16 protein-coding genes are annotated in these 16,794 nt (G+C 67.9%); 7 read left to right on the top strand and 9 right to left on the bottom strand.

Features of this window, described 5'->3' with window-relative positions; all coding sequences use genetic code 11:
• Positions 1–33: 33 nt before the first annotated feature.
• Together P1Y20_RS06245 and P1Y20_RS06240 are read right to left on the bottom strand one after the other, a co-directional pair.
• Positions 34–1,263 carry a GNAT family N-acetyltransferase gene (locus P1Y20_RS06245; protein WP_304447800.1) on the bottom strand — a complete coding sequence of 410 codons (1,230 nt, stop codon included), beginning with the start codon at positions 1,261–1,263 and terminating at the stop codon, positions 34–36.
• 54 nt (positions 1,264–1,317) lie between these two features.
• Complete coding sequence (locus P1Y20_RS06240; protein WP_304447799.1) at positions 1,318–1,749, bottom strand: luciferase domain-containing protein; 432 nt, start codon at positions 1,747–1,749, stop codon at positions 1,318–1,320.
• A 173-nt stretch (positions 1,750–1,922) separates the two neighbouring features.
• Between P1Y20_RS06240 and P1Y20_RS06235 the strand changes: the two genes are divergently transcribed.
• The gene (locus tag P1Y20_RS06235) at positions 1,923–2,723 is read left to right on the top strand and encodes an N-acyl homoserine lactonase family protein (protein ID WP_304447798.1); all 801 of its coding nucleotides are present in this window, start codon (positions 1,923–1,925) and stop codon (positions 2,721–2,723) included.
• A gap of 49 nt (positions 2,724–2,772) precedes the next feature.
• Here P1Y20_RS06235 and P1Y20_RS06230 read toward each other — a convergent pair whose 3' ends face one another.
• Positions 2,773–3,519 carry a DICT sensory domain-containing protein gene (locus tag P1Y20_RS06230; protein WP_304447797.1) on the bottom strand — a complete coding sequence of 249 codons (747 nt, stop codon included), beginning with the start codon at positions 3,517–3,519 and terminating at the stop codon, positions 2,773–2,775.
• A 237-nt stretch (positions 3,520–3,756) separates the two neighbouring features.
• On the opposite strand from P1Y20_RS06230, the gene P1Y20_RS06225 reads away from it, so the two are divergent.
• The 5 genes from P1Y20_RS06225 to P1Y20_RS06205 all read left to right on the top strand — a co-directional run bounded on the left by P1Y20_RS06225 (position 3,757) and on the right by P1Y20_RS06205 (position 8,630).
• Positions 3,757–5,649 (top strand): 2-oxoacid:acceptor oxidoreductase subunit alpha, encoded by a 1,893-nt coding sequence (locus P1Y20_RS06225; protein ID WP_304447796.1) that lies wholly within the window; start codon positions 3,757–3,759, stop codon positions 5,647–5,649.
• A gap of 2 nt (positions 5,650–5,651) precedes the next feature.
• The gene (locus P1Y20_RS06220; RefSeq protein WP_304447795.1) at positions 5,652–6,584 is read left to right on the top strand and encodes a thiamine pyrophosphate-dependent enzyme; all 933 of its coding nucleotides are present in this window, start codon (positions 5,652–5,654) and stop codon (positions 6,582–6,584) included.
• An 88-nt stretch (positions 6,585–6,672) separates the two neighbouring features.
• Positions 6,673–7,101, top strand: coding sequence for an HTH-type transcriptional regulator LrpA1 (lrpA1, locus tag P1Y20_RS06215; RefSeq protein ID WP_304447794.1), 429 nt, complete (start codon positions 6,673–6,675; stop codon positions 7,099–7,101).
• Between the two features lie 108 nt (positions 7,102–7,209).
• Positions 7,210–7,692 carry an SRPBCC family protein gene (locus P1Y20_RS06210; RefSeq protein ID WP_304447793.1) on the top strand — a complete coding sequence of 161 codons (483 nt, stop codon included), beginning with the start codon at positions 7,210–7,212 and terminating at the stop codon, positions 7,690–7,692.
• 44 nt (positions 7,693–7,736) lie between these two features.
• On the top strand, positions 7,737–8,630 hold the full coding sequence (locus P1Y20_RS06205) for a DMT family transporter (RefSeq protein ID WP_304447792.1): 894 nt from the start codon (positions 7,737–7,739) through the stop codon (positions 8,628–8,630).
• Here the strand turns inward: P1Y20_RS06205 and P1Y20_RS06200 are convergent, their stop codons facing one another.
• From P1Y20_RS06200 to P1Y20_RS06190, 3 genes are all read right to left on the bottom strand, one after another.
• Positions 8,631–9,005: a hypothetical protein gene (locus P1Y20_RS06200; RefSeq protein WP_304447791.1), complete on the bottom strand. Its 375-nt coding sequence runs from the start codon at positions 9,003–9,005 to the stop codon at positions 8,631–8,633.
• Positions 9,006–9,341: 336 nt separating this feature from the next.
• On the bottom strand, positions 9,342–10,271 hold the full coding sequence (locus P1Y20_RS06195; protein ID WP_304447790.1) for a hypothetical protein: 930 nt from the start codon (positions 10,269–10,271) through the stop codon (positions 9,342–9,344).
• 251 nt (positions 10,272–10,522) lie between these two features.
• Positions 10,523–11,725: an orc1/cdc6 family replication initiation protein gene (locus P1Y20_RS06190; protein ID WP_304447789.1), complete on the bottom strand. Its 1,203-nt coding sequence runs from the start codon at positions 11,723–11,725 to the stop codon at positions 10,523–10,525.
• A 908-nt stretch (positions 11,726–12,633) separates the two neighbouring features.
• Between P1Y20_RS06190 and P1Y20_RS06185 the strand changes: the two genes are divergently transcribed.
• Complete coding sequence (locus P1Y20_RS06185) at positions 12,634–13,995, top strand: hypothetical protein (protein ID WP_304447788.1); 1,362 nt, start codon at positions 12,634–12,636, stop codon at positions 13,993–13,995.
• A 30-nt stretch (positions 13,996–14,025) separates the two neighbouring features.
• Here the strand turns inward: P1Y20_RS06185 and P1Y20_RS06180 are convergent, their stop codons facing one another.
• From P1Y20_RS06180 to P1Y20_RS06170, 3 genes are all read right to left on the bottom strand, one after another.
• The gene (locus P1Y20_RS06180) at positions 14,026–14,334 is read right to left on the bottom strand and encodes a hypothetical protein (protein ID WP_304447787.1); all 309 of its coding nucleotides are present in this window, start codon (positions 14,332–14,334) and stop codon (positions 14,026–14,028) included.
• A 47-nt stretch (positions 14,335–14,381) separates the two neighbouring features.
• Positions 14,382–15,626, bottom strand: coding sequence for a hypothetical protein (locus P1Y20_RS06175; protein WP_304447786.1), 1,245 nt, complete (start codon positions 15,624–15,626; stop codon positions 14,382–14,384).
• Positions 15,627–15,771: 145 nt separating this feature from the next.
• A complete protein-coding gene (locus tag P1Y20_RS06170) occupies positions 15,772–16,788 on the bottom strand; it encodes an AI-2E family transporter (protein WP_304447785.1) in 1,017 nt (338 codons plus the stop codon).
• Positions 16,789–16,794: the final 6 nt, after the last annotated feature.

The following is a 16,794-nucleotide window of genomic DNA, read 5'->3' as shown; positions in this document are numbered from 1 at the left end:
CTGGGCGTCACCGCCTCCCTGTCCTGCGTCGATTCAGAACCGCTCGGCGAGGAACGTCTCCTCGCGCGGGAGCGCGGTTTCGAGCGCCGCGACCGTCGACTCGTCGGCGTCGAGGCGGCCGTGTCGCGCCAGGTCGCCCGCCGAGCGGTAGCCGACCGCGAGCTGCGAGAGCGCCCCCACCGACAGGGTCGCGTCCGCACCCTCGCCCGCCGCCGCGTCCGCCCCGGCCGTCACCCGCTCGCAGGTCGCCCGGCCGTCGCGCACGTCGAGGTGGAACCGTCCGCGGTTCCACTCGGCCAGCGGGTCCTCGACGGCCAGCCGGACGGTGACCTCGGCGTCGGTCGGATAGGCCAGCGCCGAGAGCGCGCGCTCGACGTCGACGAGGCGAACCATCGCGCCGGGGTTCACTTCCACGGTGACCGCCTCGGGGTCGCGCACGAGGTCCTGCAACGTGGGGTCGACAGGACCGTGGAGGGTGACCCGCCCGACCTGGGAGTCGTGGTAGCGACAGAACCGGAGGAGTTCGAGCCGCGCCTCCGTGTCGACGCCCCACCACTCGGAGACGGTCATGACGCGGCCGTCGTCCCCGTCGTCGATGTCGTAGACGAGGTACCCCCGGAGGTCGCCGTCGCGCTCCCAGCCGGCCACGTAGGGGTCGTCCTCCCAGCCGGCGAAGACGCGCTTTCGCCACCACTCCTCCGTGCGGTACATCGAGAGCGCGTGGTCGGTCGCGGCACGGTAGACGGCCTCGCAGTCGGCCCAGCGGTCGGCGTCGAGGTCGACGAAGCGGCCCGCCGCGTCGAGGGCGTCGAGGAAGTCGAGGGCGTCGGGGGCGAAGCGCGCCTCGCCGGTGCGCGAGGCCGTCGCCCAGCCGAACGTCCGGTAGAACTCGTACTCGAAGGGCCACAGCGACGCGACGTCGTGGTCGCGTTCGCGGTACTCCGCGAGCGACTCGGCGAGCAGGCGGCGGACGAGTCCCCGCCGGCGGTTCTTCGGCGGGGTCGAGACGGCGGAGACGCCGCCGACCGCGTGGCGCTCCCCCCGGATGCGGTGGGTGAACCAGTAGTGCCGGCCGGTGCAGAGCAACTCCTCCCCCTCGTAGATGCCGCGGCGTGCGCCGATGCGCGCCGGTGCGGGGAGGTCGTCCTCGGAGTCGAGGGGGTCCGGGCGCTCGGTCGGGCGGAAGGCGTAGGTGACGAGGCGGCGGAACTCCTCGACGTCCGCCTCGGGGACCGGGCGGTAGTCGTACGCGGCGTCGGCCATGGACTGTGGTGTGTGTCGGGGGGCTTAAGCTCACCCCGGAGGTGTCCCGTGCTATCACCCTTCTACCGGGTCGAGTCCGAACGCCGTCCGGACCGCGTCGCTCGGGTCGAGGCGTGCCAGTTCCGCGGCGACGTCCACACCCTCGAGTTCGCCGGGCGGGTCCGCCCGTCGTCTGAGCGCGGCGACCCGGGCGAGGTACGAGAGGCGCAGCAGACGAACCGCACCCGCGCTCCCGGCCTCGCTGTCGAGGTAGTACGTCACCCACCCCGACTCGGGGTAGAGGTGGTGTTCGGCGGCGGCGCCCTCCGCGACGAGGGCGTCGCGGAGCCGCCGCGTGAACGGGACGTCGACCTGCCACCCGGCGTGGAGGTGGCCGAACTCCCGGCCGTCGAGGGAGAACTCCGTACCGGCGAAGCGGTGAGGGCCCACGGTGACGCCCGGCCAGGACCCGACTTCCGTCGTGATGTCGCTGTCTGTGGTGGTCATCGTCGTCTCCGAGGCGCGGCGCGCGCGGCCTCACCGTCGGTAGTGCGCGAGCCGAGATGAGGTCGTCGCGGTCGGTCGGCGGGGCACACGACGGGGACGAGTGAGGGACGGGCGGTGGGCGGCCCCGACGAGGGCGGAGCGGGGCTTATGGGTCCCGCGAGCCATCTGGTGGTATGAGCGACGTGCAACTGACCGTCCTCGACCGGGGGCGCGTCCGCGCCGACACGAACTTCGTCGTCGACGGCCACGCGGTCGCGACGGCGTCGAACCCCGACCCCACCCACGACTACGCCGAGTTCGCCGTCTGGAACCTCGTCGTCGAGACGCCCGACGCCACCGTCCTGTGGGACACCGGGTCGCACCCCGAGGCGGGCGACGGCTACTGGCCGACCCCGCTGTACGAGGCGTTCGCGCACGTCGACGCGGCCGACCACCCCCTCCCCGCCGACCTGGCGGCGGCCGGCTACGGGCTCGACGACATCGACGCGGTGGTGATGAGCCACCTCCACCTCGACCACGCCGGCGGCCTCGAACACTTCGCCGGGACGGACGTGCCGGTGTACGTCCACGCCGAGGAACTCCCGTTCGCGTACTTCAGCGCGAAGACGACCGAGGGCTCCATCGCCTACTTCGCGCCCGACTTCGACCACGACCTGAACTGGCAGGTGGTGTACGGCGAGCGGGCGACGCCGTTCGCGGGGGTCGAACTCGTCCACCTGCCGGGCCACACCCCCGGTCTGCTGGGCGCGCTGATTCGCCGGGAGGACGCGCGGTCGGTCCTCGTCGTCGGCGACGAGGCGTACGTCGAGGCGAACTACGTCGAGGGGCGACCGATGGCGACCGGGTTGCTCTGGAGCAATCGAGCGTGGCACGACTCGCTCGTGCGCGCGCGGGAACTGGAGCGCCGCCACGACGCGTACGTCGTCCTCGGCCACGACCTGGAGCGCTTCGAGGAGATGCGGTCGGTGCTCTGAGTGGCGGTCGCTCGGGGGGAGAGAACGGAGAACGGGGCGTGGGTGTGCGTCAGTGACGGATGTCGCCGTCCGTCTCGCCGCCGTCGGTCTCGATGAGACCGTAGGCGGTCCGCAGGTGTTCGAGGAGCCAGTCGACGGTGTCGGGGTCGTACGTCCAGAAGCCGTAGAACCGGCGGGGTTCGCGCTCCTCGGCGAGCAGGGCGCACTTGTTCGCGTCGACGCCCGCCCCGTCGTAGATGACGAACCAGGAGCGTTCGACCTCCTTCGAGCGCTCGACGTGGACGGTGAACGACTCGTGGTCCGGGAAGTCGACGTCGGGGTAGGCGTAGGCGTGGACGTCGAGGTTCGGTCGGTCGCCGAGTTGCTCGTAGACGTCGAGTTGTGTCTCGAGCACCGAGAGCTTCTGGAAGCCGGCGTGGAGTTCGCCGGCCCCGATGCGCCACGCCCGGTCCTCGATCTCGCGCGAGGCCGAGACCATCTGTCGCGTGTCGTAGGACGTGAACATGGTCTCGTCGAGGTGGTCGAGGATAGGCCTGCCGCCGTCGTGTTCGAAGTAGGGCCTGGCGTCCCGTCGCGGGTTCAGCACCTGCTCGACGCTCGCGGCGGTGAGGAACTCCTCGTCCTTGCTGAGGACGACGTAGTCGCTCGGCCCCCCCGCCGCGTCCCCCTGTTCTACGACGACGTTTCGGTCGCTGAAGTGCTCGCGGAGCGACTCGACGACGTCCTCGTCGGCGTTGAAGACCGTGAGGGTCTTCTCGTGTGCTTCCACCCCCGCGATTAGTTCGGTGAGAGACATACCCCGTGGTATCGACCACGCCCCGGCCACATATAGACCTTTAGTCACCTCCACAGTCGCACGTTCGATACACTTGAGTTCAATACGAAATATATACAGTGTCCACAGGGAATGTCATGAATGTCCATGCGAGTATTTACCAATCCCTCATAATCAATGTGTGCTAACGCATGGTAAACGCTTTAGTCACAACCTTCCGTTCCTTGCATTACGGACCATTGGGGCCGTTGATCTCACATGACTGACAACGAACTGGTCTGGCGCATCGCCGGCGGTTCTGGTGACGGGATAGACTCCACCAGCCAGAACTTCGCAAAGGCGCTGATGCGTTCAGGGCTTTCGGTCTTTACGCACCGACACTACCCGTCGCGTATCCGCGGCGGTCACACGTACGTCGAAGTTCGCGCGAGCGCCGACAAGGTGAAATCGCGCGGCGACGGCTACAACTGCCTGCTCGCGCTGGGGGACAGCTTCGCGCGCAACCCACAGGACGAAGCCTACTACGGCAACGAGGAGGTAAAACCGCTCTCGGAGAACCTCGACGAACTCCGCGAGGGAGGCGTCATCGTCTACGACGAGGGGCTGCTCGACGGGAGCGAGGTCGACGACCTCGACGAGCGCGCCGAGGAGAACGACTGGCACGTCTACCCCCTCGACCTCCGCGGGATGGCCCGCGAACACGGCCGCGAGGTCATGCGCAACACCGCCGGCGTCGGCGCGACGGCGGCGCTGCTGGGCATGGACACCGGCCCGTTCGAGGAGCTCATGGAAGAGCGCATGGGCGGCGACATCCTCGAACAGAACCTCGACATCATCCAGATGGCGTACGACCAGGTCGCGGAGATGGACCACTCACACGACCTGCGCGTCCCCGAGGGGGAGCACGACGAGACGCAGGTGCTCGTCTCCGGGAGCACGGCCATCGCCTACGGCGCCCTCGACGAGGGCTGTCGGTTCATCGCCGGCTACCCGATGACGCCGTGGACGGACGTCTTCACCATCATGTCCCAGAACCTGCCCGCGATGGGCGGCATCTCCGAGCAGGTCGAAGACGAGATCGCGGCCGCCGCGCTCGCCCTCGGGGCGAGCCACGCGGGCGCGAAGGCCATGTCCGGCTCCTCGGGCGGCGGGTTCGCCCTCATGTCCGAGCCGCTCGGACTGGCCGAGATAACGGAGACCCCGGTCGTGCTCGTCGAGTCGATGCGCGCCGGTCCCTCGACCGGGATGCCGACGAAACCCGAGCAGGCCGACCTGGAGCACGTCCTCTACACGAGTCAGGGCGACTCCAACCGCGTCGTCTTCGCGCCGGGCAACCAGCAGGAGGCCTACGAGCAGACCCGGACGGCCTTCCAGCTCGCCTACGACTACCAGATGCCCGCCATCGTCATCTACGACCAGAAGCTCTCGGGCGAACTGCAGAACGTCCCCGAGTCCTTCTTCGACCGCGAGCCGAACCCCGACCTCGGGGCGACGCTCACGGAAGAGCAGGTCGCGGAGGCGGAACACCACGCCTCGGGCAAGTTCAACCGCTACCAGCACGACCCCGAGAACGGCGTGAGCCCGCGCAGCCTGCCCGGCCAGGCGGACGGGCGGTTCCTGGCGTCGGGTAACGAGCACAACCCGCAGGGTCACATCGACGAGGACCCCGACAACCGCATCGCGCAGATGAACCGGCGCATGCGGAAGCTCTCGTCCATCCGGACGGAACTCGACGAGGCCGAGGAGTCGAACCAGACGCTCCACGACCCGTCGGGCGACGCGGAGTACGGCATCCTCACCTGGGGCAGCAGCCAGGGCACCGTCGAGGAGGCCGTCGACCGCCTCAACGAGCGCGGACACGCGGTGAAGTCCCTCGGCGTCAGCGACATGATGCCGTACCCGGAGGCGGACGTCGCCGGGTTCCTCGAATCCGTCGACGAGTGTCTCGTCGTCGAGATGAACGCGACGGCACAGTTCCGCGGGCTGACGCAGAAGGAACTCGGCCGCTTCGGCGAGAAGATGTCGAGTCTGCTGAAGTACAACGGCAACCCCTTCGAGCCCGCGGAGATCGTCGAGGGCTTCGAGGCGAGCATCAACGGTGGGGACCCGGCGGGCGAGACGACGAAGTACGTCCCCGCGGCAGGTGACTGACAATGAGTGCATTCAGCGCAATCGGTGAGGAACGGGAGATCGACCAGAACGAGTTCACCCCGGGTATCGAACCCCAGGCGACGTGGTGTCCGGGCTGTGGCGACTTCGGCGTCCTCAAGGCGCTGAAGGGCGCGATGGCCGAACTCGGCAAGAACCCCGACGAGGTGCTGCTGGTGACGGGCATCGGCTGCTCGGGCAAGCTCTCGTCGTACTTCAACAGTTACGGCTACCACTCCATCCACGGGCGCTCGCTGCCGGTCGCCCGCGCCGCCAAACTCGCCAACCCCGACCTCGAAGTGGTCGCGGCCGGCGGGGACGGCGACGGCTACGGCATCGGCGGGAACCACTTCATGCACACCGCCCGGGAGAACCACGACATGACCTACATCGTGTTCAACAACGAGATCTTCGGGCTGACGAAGGGGCAGACCTCCCCGACCAGTCCGAAGGGTCACAAGTCGAAGACCCAGCCCCACGGGAGCGCGAAGGACCCCGTGCGGCCGCTCTCGATGTCGCTGTCTGCGGGCGCGTCCTACGTCGCGCGCACCGCGGCGGTGAACCCGAACCAGGCTAAGGAGATCATCAAGGAGGCCGTCGAGCACGACGGCTTCGCCCACATCGACTTCCTGACGCAGTGTCCGACGTGGAACAAGGACGCCCGACAGTACGTCCCCTACACGGACATCCAGCAGGACGACGAGTTCGACTTCGACGTCACCGACCGCCGCGAGGCGGCCGACGCGATGTACGACGCGGAGTCGCGCCTCTACGAGGGCGAGGTGCTCACCGGGCGGTTCTACCGGGACGACCGCCCCTCCTACAGCCAGGAGAAGCAGTCGACGGGCGAGATGCCCGAGACGCCGCTCGCGGAGCGCTACTTCGACGACGACTACGAGTGGGAACGGTCCTACGACTTCATGGACCGACACCGCTGACGACCGCAGGACGAACACGCCTCCGTGATGGCGTCAGGTCGTTTTCGCCTTCGCAAGGTATTTTTTCCCCGACGCAAAAATAACGTCTATGAGTGTGGACACCACCGAGAATCGCATCCTCTCGGTGCTCGAAGAGGACGCGCAGGCATCCTACGCGGAGATAGCCGAGCGTGCGGGGGTGTCGAAGCCGACGGTTCGAAAGTACATCAACAAACTCGAGAACGACGGCGTCATCGTCGGCTACTCCGCCGACGTCGACCCGAAGAAGCTCTCCAGTACGAGCATCGCACTGGTCGGCATCGACGTGAAGTCCGAGCGCTACGTTGAGGCGACCCGTGCGCTGAAGGACCTCCCGGAGGTCGAGGCGCTCTACTCCTCGTCCGGCGACCACATGATAATGGCCGAGGTGCGCGCCACCGACGGCAACGCCGTCGGGGAGGTCATCAGCGAGCGCATCCTCTCCATCGACGGCGTCACCGCCGCCCACCCGTCGTTCCTGCAGGAACGACTGAAGTGAGCGCCGCCTCCCGACGCCCCGCCGTCGCACACTCCCGCCCCGTTCCCCCGAACGCGTCCGCTTCGCCGCCACCGCCGACCCTTTAGGTCCTCTCGTCCTACTGACCCTATGGCCGTGTTCGAACGCGAGACTCGCGTCGACGCACCGTTCGAGGGCGTGTGGGACTTCCACTCGCGTATCCAGGGATTGGAGGCGCTCACCCCACAGTTCATGAACCTCGACGTCGACCGCGTCGTCGGCCCCGACGGCGAGGAGAACCCGGAGACGATGGAGGCTGGCGCCCGCGCGTACTCCTCGGTGCGCCCGTTCGGCGTCGGGCCGCGCCAGCGGTGGGTGTCGGTCATCGTCGAGCGTGAGGAAGACGAGGACAGCGCCTACTTCGTCGACGAGATGGAGGACGGACCGTTCCCCTTCTGGCGGCACACGCACACCTTCGAGCGCGACGGCGAGGGGACCGTCGTCCGCGACCACGTCGAGTACGAACTGCCGGGCGGACCGCTCGGTGAGGCGGCGGCCGCGTTCGGCGACCTCGGGTTCGAACCGATGTTCCGCTACCGCCACCGCAAGACCCGGACGCTGTTCGAGGCCTGAGGACGAACGAAAACGGGTAAGCCGGCGCTGTCCGGAGGGGAGACGTGTCACGCGAGTCGGTCCCCGTCTCCCCCGTGCTGGCGCTCGCCGTCGCCGTCCTCGCCGTGAGTACGAGCGCCATCCTGGTCCGCTTCAGCGACGCGCCGAGTTCGGTGAAGGCGTTCTATCGCGTCCTGTTCACCCTCGCACTGGTCGCCCCCCTCGCCGCTACCCGGTCGCGGGCGGGGGTCGCGCGCCTCTCTCGACGCGACCTGCTCGGGGCGGGCGTCGCGGGCGTCGCGCTGGCGTTGCACTTCGGCGCGTGGTTCGAGAGCCTCGAGTGGACGAGCGTCGCCGCGAGCGTCACGCTCGTCCAGGCCCAGCCCGTGTTCGTGGCGGTCGGCGCGGCCTTCCTGCTCGACGAGCGCGTGACCGGCCGGGCCGTCGCGGGCATCCTCGTCGCGCTGGCCGGCATGGCGCTCATGGCCGGTGCCGACCTCCTCGGGGCCGCGACGACCGGTGCGCGCCCGCTGTACGGGAACGCGCTCGCCGTCGGTGCCGCCGTGATGACCGCCGTCTACGTGCTCGCCGGACGGTCGATTCGCCGGCGCGTCCCGCTCCTGCCGTACGTCACCGTCGTCTACGGCGTCTGTACGTTCGTCCTGCTCGCCGTCGTCGTCGCGAGCGCGGGAGCCGATGCGCTCTGGCCCTACCCGCCCCGCGAGTGGCTGTTGTTCGTGGCGATGGCGGCGGGGCCGGGGCTGTTCGGGCACACCGTCGTCAACTGGGCGCTGGGCCACGTCGAATCGAGCGTCGTGAGCGTCTCGCTGCTCGCGGAACCGGTCGGGAGCACGTTGCTCGCACTTGCGCTCCTCGCGGAGGTGCCGGGCGCGCTCACCGTCCTCGGTGGCGTCGTCGTCCTCTGCGGTATCGGCGTCACCGCGGCCGAGCGACGGTAGTCAGTCGAGGTCGATGTCCTCCAGCGACTCGCCGGCGTCGGCCTCCTCGTCCAGTCGCTCGATGGCGTCGGCCACCTCCGCCTGCGTCGCCGGCGAGAGCCCCGTCGGCGTCCTGGTCGGTCGTCGCTCGCGGACGGTGTCCGGAGCGTCGGTCCCCGGTCGGTCGGTCCCCGGTCGGTCGGTCGCCAGTCCGTCACTCGCCGGTTCGTCGGTCGAATCGGTTCGTGCGGTCGTGGCGAGCGCCCCGGAGCGGCCGTCGCACTCGGCTTCCAGTTGTTCGAGGCGCTCTCGGACGACGGTGTACTCCTCGAGGAGTTCCACGAGTCGGGTGTCGAGGGCGTCGACGCGGGTTTCGAGTGTCTCGACCCGGTTCATCACTCCCACCAGGCGGCTCGACCCTCATAAATATATTTCATTTTTGTTTTGTTTATTGTAATTGAGAATGTACTGTCCCGGTGCTACTGGAGGGACACGGCTTCCGTGTGAGCCATAAAACACATACAGGCGGCACTACACGTCCGACTGTCGACGGGGCATCGTTCGCGCCGCCGACTCGCCGGACGTCGGGACATGCTCGGCCCGTGGGCCGTTGCTGCCATCACCCCCGTCGTCCGTGACGTTCTCACGCGACCAGCGTACCGACGGGGACCCTCGAGTGTCTGTCCGTCCGGGTCGTCGACCCCCGGCGCACGTGCCGAGCGGTCGCGCCGGTCAGTCGTCCGTCTCCCCTCGCAGGTCCCACTCCAGGGTGGGTGCGGGCGCGTCCGTCGGGGCGGGGAGGGCGACGACGTCGAGGCCGGCCCCCGCGAGCCCGGTCCGGAAGAGGTCCGAGAGCGGCGAGTCGACGCGCGCGAGGGTGCGGTCCGCCTGCGCCCGGGCGAGCGCCGCTACCACCCGACCGAAGAACGTCCGGACGTCGGCGCGGGCGGTCCTGGTCAGCGCGCCGAAGAGCGGACTGCCCGGTATCGTCTCGCGCAGTGGGTGCGCGAGGCCGTCCGACCAGAGGTCCTCGCCGTCGACGAAGTAGTCGTACTCGCCGATGCGACAGAGACAGTCGGTGGTCGGTCCCGCAGCCACGTCGAGGTAGAGGACGGTTTTCCCGTACGCCGTCGACCAGGCGACGTGGACGAAGAGGGCGAGCAGGGCGGGGTTGTGCTCCGCAGGGGGATGTGACCGGGCGAACTCGGTGAGGGCGGCGTCCGCGTCGAGGAGCGTCGGCGCGTCGAACGGCGTCCCCGCACAGCACGCCTCGATGAACGGTTCGAGCGTCGAACGGTCGAGCGCGCCGAGCGACCCGAAGAGGTCGACGAGCGCGGCGTCGGCGACGAGGTCGGTCGGGGGGTACGACTCGACCAGGAGGCACGCCAGGGCGGCGCGTCGGTCGACCGTCCGCGGTGTCTCGGTCGACGTCACGACGTCGGTCGGGCAGGAGCCGTCGACAGTGTAGAGGACGTCGAGTGCCGTCAGGGCGGCGACGACCGTCGGGTCGAGGTAGTCGGCATCGACGAAACCCGCGTCGGCCAGCAGACGCTGTCCGTGGGGCGTCACCTGTATCGCTCCGGCAGTAGGGGGGTCCTCGTCGTCCCGGATGACCCACCGCTCGCCGCTCGCGGCCGCGCTGGTCTCGTGCAAGTGAGGCATAGTCGTACATCGAACAAGTACGTGGGTAGATATATCGCTTTCTATGAATTCAATCGAATAGTGAATGAAAATCACCGGTCGATGGGTGGCGTTCGGGGGCCACAGACACCGCTCGAAAGGGTAGTTCGACGTCGACCGCCGTCGACCAGCGTCGAGCACCGTCGGGTGGCATAGATATCTCGCGCCGGCGTGTCGGAGCGAGAACGTGTCTGTGTAACAGACGAAACGAACTGTGGGTGGCACCGAGGCGACTACTCGGCGTACTCGGCCTCGATGGCCTCGCGGGTCTCGACGACGGCGTCGGGGTGGATATCGTTGAGGTCGTACTCGAAGTAGGCTCCGCCGTCCCGGCCGTCGTTTCGCTCGTAGCGCGCGAGGAAGCCGAGCATGTGGAGGTCGCCGAGGTGCGACTGGACGCTCCGGAGGGTCGTCAGCGGCGGCCGGTCCCAGTTCCGGGCGGTCCGCTCGTAGGCGCGCTGTATCTCCTTCGAGCGGGCGGGGGTCCGACCGTGCTCGTTGAGGTGTGTCACCGCCTCGAGGACGAGTTGGCCGTGGATGGTCTGGTCGCGAATCTTGTTCGTGATGCGACCCCGGCGGACGACCTCCTGGGCGTCGCCGACGTGGTCGTCGGTCACCGTGGCGTCGCCGCGCTGTTCGGCCAGGTCGCCGGCGGTGCGGAGCAGGTCGAGCGCCTGGCGCGCCCCGCCAGTGTCGCGGGCGGCGAGCGCCGCGGCCTTCCTGATGGCCGACCCGTCGCAGGCCGACTCGACGTACGCCCGCTCGGCGCGGTGTTCGAGGATGGTGACGAGTTCGCCGGCGTCGTACGGCGAGAACGATATCTCCTTCTCCATCAGCGTGTCGCGTACCTTCGGCGAGAGCGACTCGCGGAAGCGGTAGTTGTTCGAGATGCCGATGACGCCGACGCGTGCGGTCTCGAGGTGGCCGTTCGCGCGAGCGCGCGGGAGGTCGTAGAGCAGAGGGTCCGGGTCGTCGATGTGGTCTATCTCGTCGAGGACGAGCAGGAACGTCCCGCCGCGCTCGTCCATCCGGGCGTAGAACTCCTCCAGCGCGTCGCCGACCGACAGCCCCTTCTTCGGGAACGGGTCCTCCCCCGCCGGGCGGAGGTCGTTGATGAGGCTCCGGAGGGTCCCGTACACCGACGCCCCGTTGCAGTTGTGGATGAGGAGGTGGACGTCGTCGGCCGCCTCGCGACGACGCGCCTCGGTCGCGAGCTCGGCGAGCATGTACTTCGTGACCGCGGTCTTGCCGACCCCTGTCTTCCCGTAGGCGAAGATGTTCGCGGGGTTGCGGCCGAACAGGACGTCCTTCAGGGCGTGCTGGTAGGCTTCGACCTCCGCGTCGCGCTCCAGGATGGTCTCCGGCTGGTACTCCTCTTCGAGCATCCGCTTGTCCGCGAACAGCGTGTCGTTTATCTCGCTGAATGGGCCACCCATGATGAGAAATTTCGTACCCTGAACGTCCCCCAAACGGGACTTAAGGGGTTCGGTTCGCGTGTTTCGCCTGTTCCCCCGGTTTCGCGCGTTTCGTGCGTTTCGGGTGTTACCCGTCGAGGGAGAGAGAGAGAGTACATTTCGTCTGTTTTCACCCCGTGAAACCGTCGTGTAGTTGCGGCCACACAGAGAGAGTGCGTTTCGTCTGTTCTCGGTCGCGAGAGAGAGGTCGGGTTCGGTCTGCCGTCGTGGGTGCGGGTCGTCGACGTGGACGCGGTCGGTCTCCACTCGAGAGAACGCGTCGGGAGGAGGAGTGGAGCCAGGGGGAGTGGAAGGAGAACAGGTGGACGGAGAGCGAGGGGGAGACGACGAGTGCGGAGGGGGTGAGACAGAGAGAGTACGTTTCGTCTGTTCTCGGTCACCAATCGGGGGATGATCGGCGGCTATCGTCCGTGCGTCTCCAGGACCCTTCTCGCTCGCTCTCGCCGTCCGGCGTGGCGAGGTCCATCGACGTGGTGAGGTCCATCGACGTGGTGAGGTCTGTCGACGTGGTGAGGTCTGTCGACGTGGCGAGATCCGTCGACGTGGCGAGACCCACTCCTCGATACGTGCGGTTTCCCCCTGTATCACACCGCTCCTCAGATAGCAATATTTGAATCCATCGAAACCAGCAACCATTGTCCATCGATTCCCCTCTCCTCCACAGAGATAACAGACGAAACGTACTCTCTCTGTCCCCCGTCCATCTGAACGCGTTCTCCCCTCTATTTCACGATTATATGAATATCACTAACACTTATAAATTTAGTAAAAATTATTATACCTAAACCGATGGTAACACCATGTCTTCTGGTGGTGGACCCCGTCGGAGACGGTCGCAGTCTCCGGGGTCCGACTCTATCTTCGATTCGGTGAGTGGAGGAGTGATCGCCGTCGTCGCCGCCGTCGTCGTCGTCGGGGCGCTCGTCGCGTTCGCCGTGTTCGCTCTCCCCGGTATGGTTCCGGGGTTCGGCCCGGGCGGAGACACGGGCGAGGCGGCGACCGATTCCGACTCGTTGAGCGGGAACGACACGTCCGACACGGCGGCGGAAGCAGCGAGCGGCCCCGACGCCGTCGCGCCGGAGGGCGACGGGACCGGTGATGACGGACCCGACGGCGATGGTACGAACGGTGACGGTTCGGACTCGTCGGCTGGGACTGACGACGCGAGCGACGACGATTTCGACGAGTCGGACGACACGAACACTGACGACGGTGATTCGGACGCCGAGACGAACGACAGTGATTCGTCGGACGACGAGTCGAGTGACGGCGACTCGGAAGGTTCCGACGACTCCGGCGACTCTGACAACTCTGACGACTCCGACGACTCTTCAGCGGACGAGTCGGATGACTCGAACGACTCCGACGACTCGGCCGCGAGCGACGGGGAGACGCACACGCTGGTCGTCGACGGCCAGCAGGCGTCGACGAGCACCTACCGGGTGGCCGTCTCGGGCGAGTTGACGCCGCTGCGCGGTGGCACCGACGACGACACCATCGGGCCCGACGGGAGTACGCTCTCCGGGCAGGTCGACGACGGCTACGACGCCTACGAGTTCACCGGCGACCTCCGGCAGGTTCAGGTCTCGGGGAAGGCCGTCGTGAAGGTCGACGGTGAGGTCGTCGCCCGTGCCGGCGGTGCCACCGACCAGCGACCCGACGACCAAAACGACCGCGGCGACCCCCCGTACGCGCTTCGAGCGGTCACCGGCGACACGTGGGGTGCGACGCTCTACACGCCCTCCGGGTCCCAGGAGTACAACGGCGGGACGGACACGTTCATCGTCCCCGAGGGGATGGAGTGGGTCCAGCTACAGGGCTACTCGCAGGGCGAGGCCGTCGACCTCCAGTTCCTGGAAGACGGCGAGACGGAACGCACGGTCAGCACCACGAACGAAGACGCCGCGATTCGGTTCGAACGCGGCGAGTCCGCCGAGCGACTCAGCGGGTCGGCGGCGGTGACCGTCGACGGCGACGCCGACTGGTCCGGCTACCTCCTCGCGACGTACCCCGTCGACGGGGGACAGGTCACGACGCTCGAGTACGTCGCCGGCGGTGACCGTATCACCGTCCCCGGGAACCCGAGTGGAGTCGCCCTCGACTACGCGACGTGGGACGGTGAGGAGGTCTCCGTGACGGTCGACGGACCGGACGGTCAGAGCGCGAGCGGGAGTGGCACCGCGGGCACCGTCGACCTCGGTACGGTCGACACCGTCACGCTGAAGCCCTGACCCACACCTCCTTCGCTCCTCGTCCGGCCGTCACGTCGCGAGCGCCTTGACCAGCGGGTAGGCGGCGAGCACGCCGAAGACGACGACCCCGAGCCACGCCAGCGTCGCGAGCAGTCCCGAGAGGGGAATCGCCCCGACGAACGGGAGGACCGACAGGGCGAGGGCGACCACCAGCGACCCGACGGCGAGCGTCCCGTAGCGCATGACTCGGTCGGTCTGTCTGCTCGTGCTCACACCGGGACGGCGACCGGTCGCCGCGTCGAGCGAGTCGCCGAGGCGCTCTCTGACTCCCTCGTCCTCCGTCCGTTCGACGGTAGTGTCTCTCGTCTTCGATGGCATCTCCCCGGATACTCGGCCGTCGCGACTGGTAAGTGTAGCGCCGAGCCTCACACCGGTTCTCGAAGCGCCCAGACGTCGTCGGTCGGGTCGAGCCTGTTCGGTTCTCGTCCGCGCTCCGTCAGGAGGCCGACGTGGTACAGCATCGCCTTCAGCTGGAAGACCGTCGGCGAGTGGTAGACGGTACCGTCTTCGAGCGCCGACCGTCGGAGGTCGCCGTCGGGGGTGAGCACTCGGCGTCTGACGGACTCGTCACCGCGAACGAACAGTTCGACGGTGAACGACGGGTGCAGCTGGTGGAGGTACTCGACCAGGTCGACGAGCGACGGGTCGGCGAACCCGTCCTCGTGCATGTGCTGGAGCTCCTCGACGATCAGGTGAGTCGCCGGGTAGGCGAACACGACCCGCCGGGCGAGCTGTCCCCACCTCGGGGCGAGTTCGACGAAGCGTCGAGAGCTTCGATACCAGTTCTCGAACTCCGCCAGCGCCGACTCGGCCGACCCGTAGTGGCTCCTGGCGAACCGAACCACCTCACGCCCGAGCGCGGTCAGCGTCACCCCCTCCGGTCGCTCGTCGACCAGGTCGAGGAAGGCGGCCCCCCTGCGGGCGTCGTCGACGGCACCGACGACCCGGTACTCGCGGAGCAGGTCGTCCGTCGGCCCGTCGGCGTAGAGGGCGAGCGGGTAGCCGAGGTAGTTCTTCGGGTGGTTGAGACCGAACGACGCGTTGGCGACGCCCTGGGCGCTCGCCTGGAACCTGATGGCGGTCGTCTCGCCGGTCGACCGGTTCCCGACCACTCGCGGGATTTCGAGCGGTTCGACCCGCCCGTCGGCGTGGACTCCGAGGACGCCGACGTTCAACTCCCGCGCCAGCGTCCGGTCCGTCCGGGTCACGGCGGCGTTCGGAACTGCGACGTACGCGGCGTTCGCCTCGTGGAGCCTGTCGTACGCCTGTACGATGCCCCGTTCCGTGTCGACGGTCCCTCCCTGTGTGTACCCCTTCGCCTCGATGGCGACGAGGGGTGGTTCGTCGCCGAAGCGCTCGACGGCCAACAGGTCCGGTTCGAGCGCCCGGACGCCGACCAGGTCCGGATACCCGCTCCCCATGCGGACGTGGTTGAACGGCGCGAGCGCCTCCCGTACCGCCGGTGTGATACGCTGCCCCGGGAGCCAGTAGTCCGTCGAGAACTGGGTGTCGACGACGGCGTAGGTGTCCCGCTCGTCCCCGGGGAACAGTCGACGCTTGGCGTGAGCGAGAACGGTCGGTTCCGAGAGCTGGTCCGTCGCGCTGGCCATGCGACCTGTTCGGCGATCGGACGTAAGAACCCCCACGACGATACCTCCCACACTCGCTCCGACCGCCGGCTCCTGGCGGGAACCGACCGACGATTCTCTCCCCGAGAGCGCCCGAGAGCCCGTACGACCGACCACGAACGGCCAATCAGCCGACGTCGCCCTCGTCGAGCCGGGACCAGCTGTCCACGCCGACGCGGAGGGAGGCTTTGAGCGCGCCGAGAATGACGGGTCCGAAGAACAGTCCCATAACCCCGAACGCGTACGCACCGCCGAGGATACCGAGGAGGATGGCGGCGGGGTTGAGTTTGGCGTACCTGTCGACGGCGAATGGACGGAGGTAGTCGTCTGTGAGTCCGACGACGACGACGCTGTAGACGAACAATCCGGCGGCGAGCAACGGTTCGCCCGTGAAGTAGAGGTAGACCACCGCTCCACCCCAGACCGGGACCGCACCGACGAGCGGGACCATGGCGAGAACGACCATGACGGCCGTCCAGAACACCGCATTGGGAACGCCGGTGGCGGCGAGTCCGACGCCGGCGACGACCCCCTGGACGATGCCGACGAAGACGTGTCCGAAGAGGACGCCCCACATCACGTCGTCGATCTCGGCGTAGAGGTCGCGCTGGATGTCCGTCGGGAGGGGGACCGTTCGGTGAAGCCAGTCGAGCAGGTCGTCACCGTCTTTGAGGAGGTAGTAGATGATAAAGAGCGCCAGCACGATTCCGATGAGGTGGAACGTGATCGTACCGACTGCTTCGATGGACCGTTCGAACAGAACCGTCCCGATATCCCGTCCCGAGCGAACGAGCTCCCCGGCGATATCGACCTCTCGACCGGTGAGCTCCTCGATTCGCGATTCGATCACTCCGATCTGCATCGCGTCGGCGTCGACGTTCTGGAGGAGTCGCTCCGCACTGTCCGCGACGGTTCCGAGGACGACGACGAACGGGACGACGACACCGGCAACGACCAGGACGACGAGCGAGAGTGCAGCCACCGTCGGCGACGAGTACGCTTCGAAGCGAACCTGTAGCGGGTAGAGCATGTAGGCGAGGAGGACGGCACCGAGGACGTACTGGAGAAACGGCCGAATCAGTACGGCCGACAGCACGAGGAGGGCGGCGATGAGAGCGAGGAGAAACCCTTTGCTGAGGTTCACGGCCGC

Origin of the sequence: Halomarina ordinaria, from assembly GCF_030553305.1 — an archaeon.
GTDB lineage: Archaea > Halobacteriota > Halobacteria > Halobacteriales > Haloarculaceae > Halomarina > Halomarina ordinaria.
Note: the sequence above shows the minus strand (reverse complement) of the source record. Positions and strands in the feature narration are given on the sequence as shown.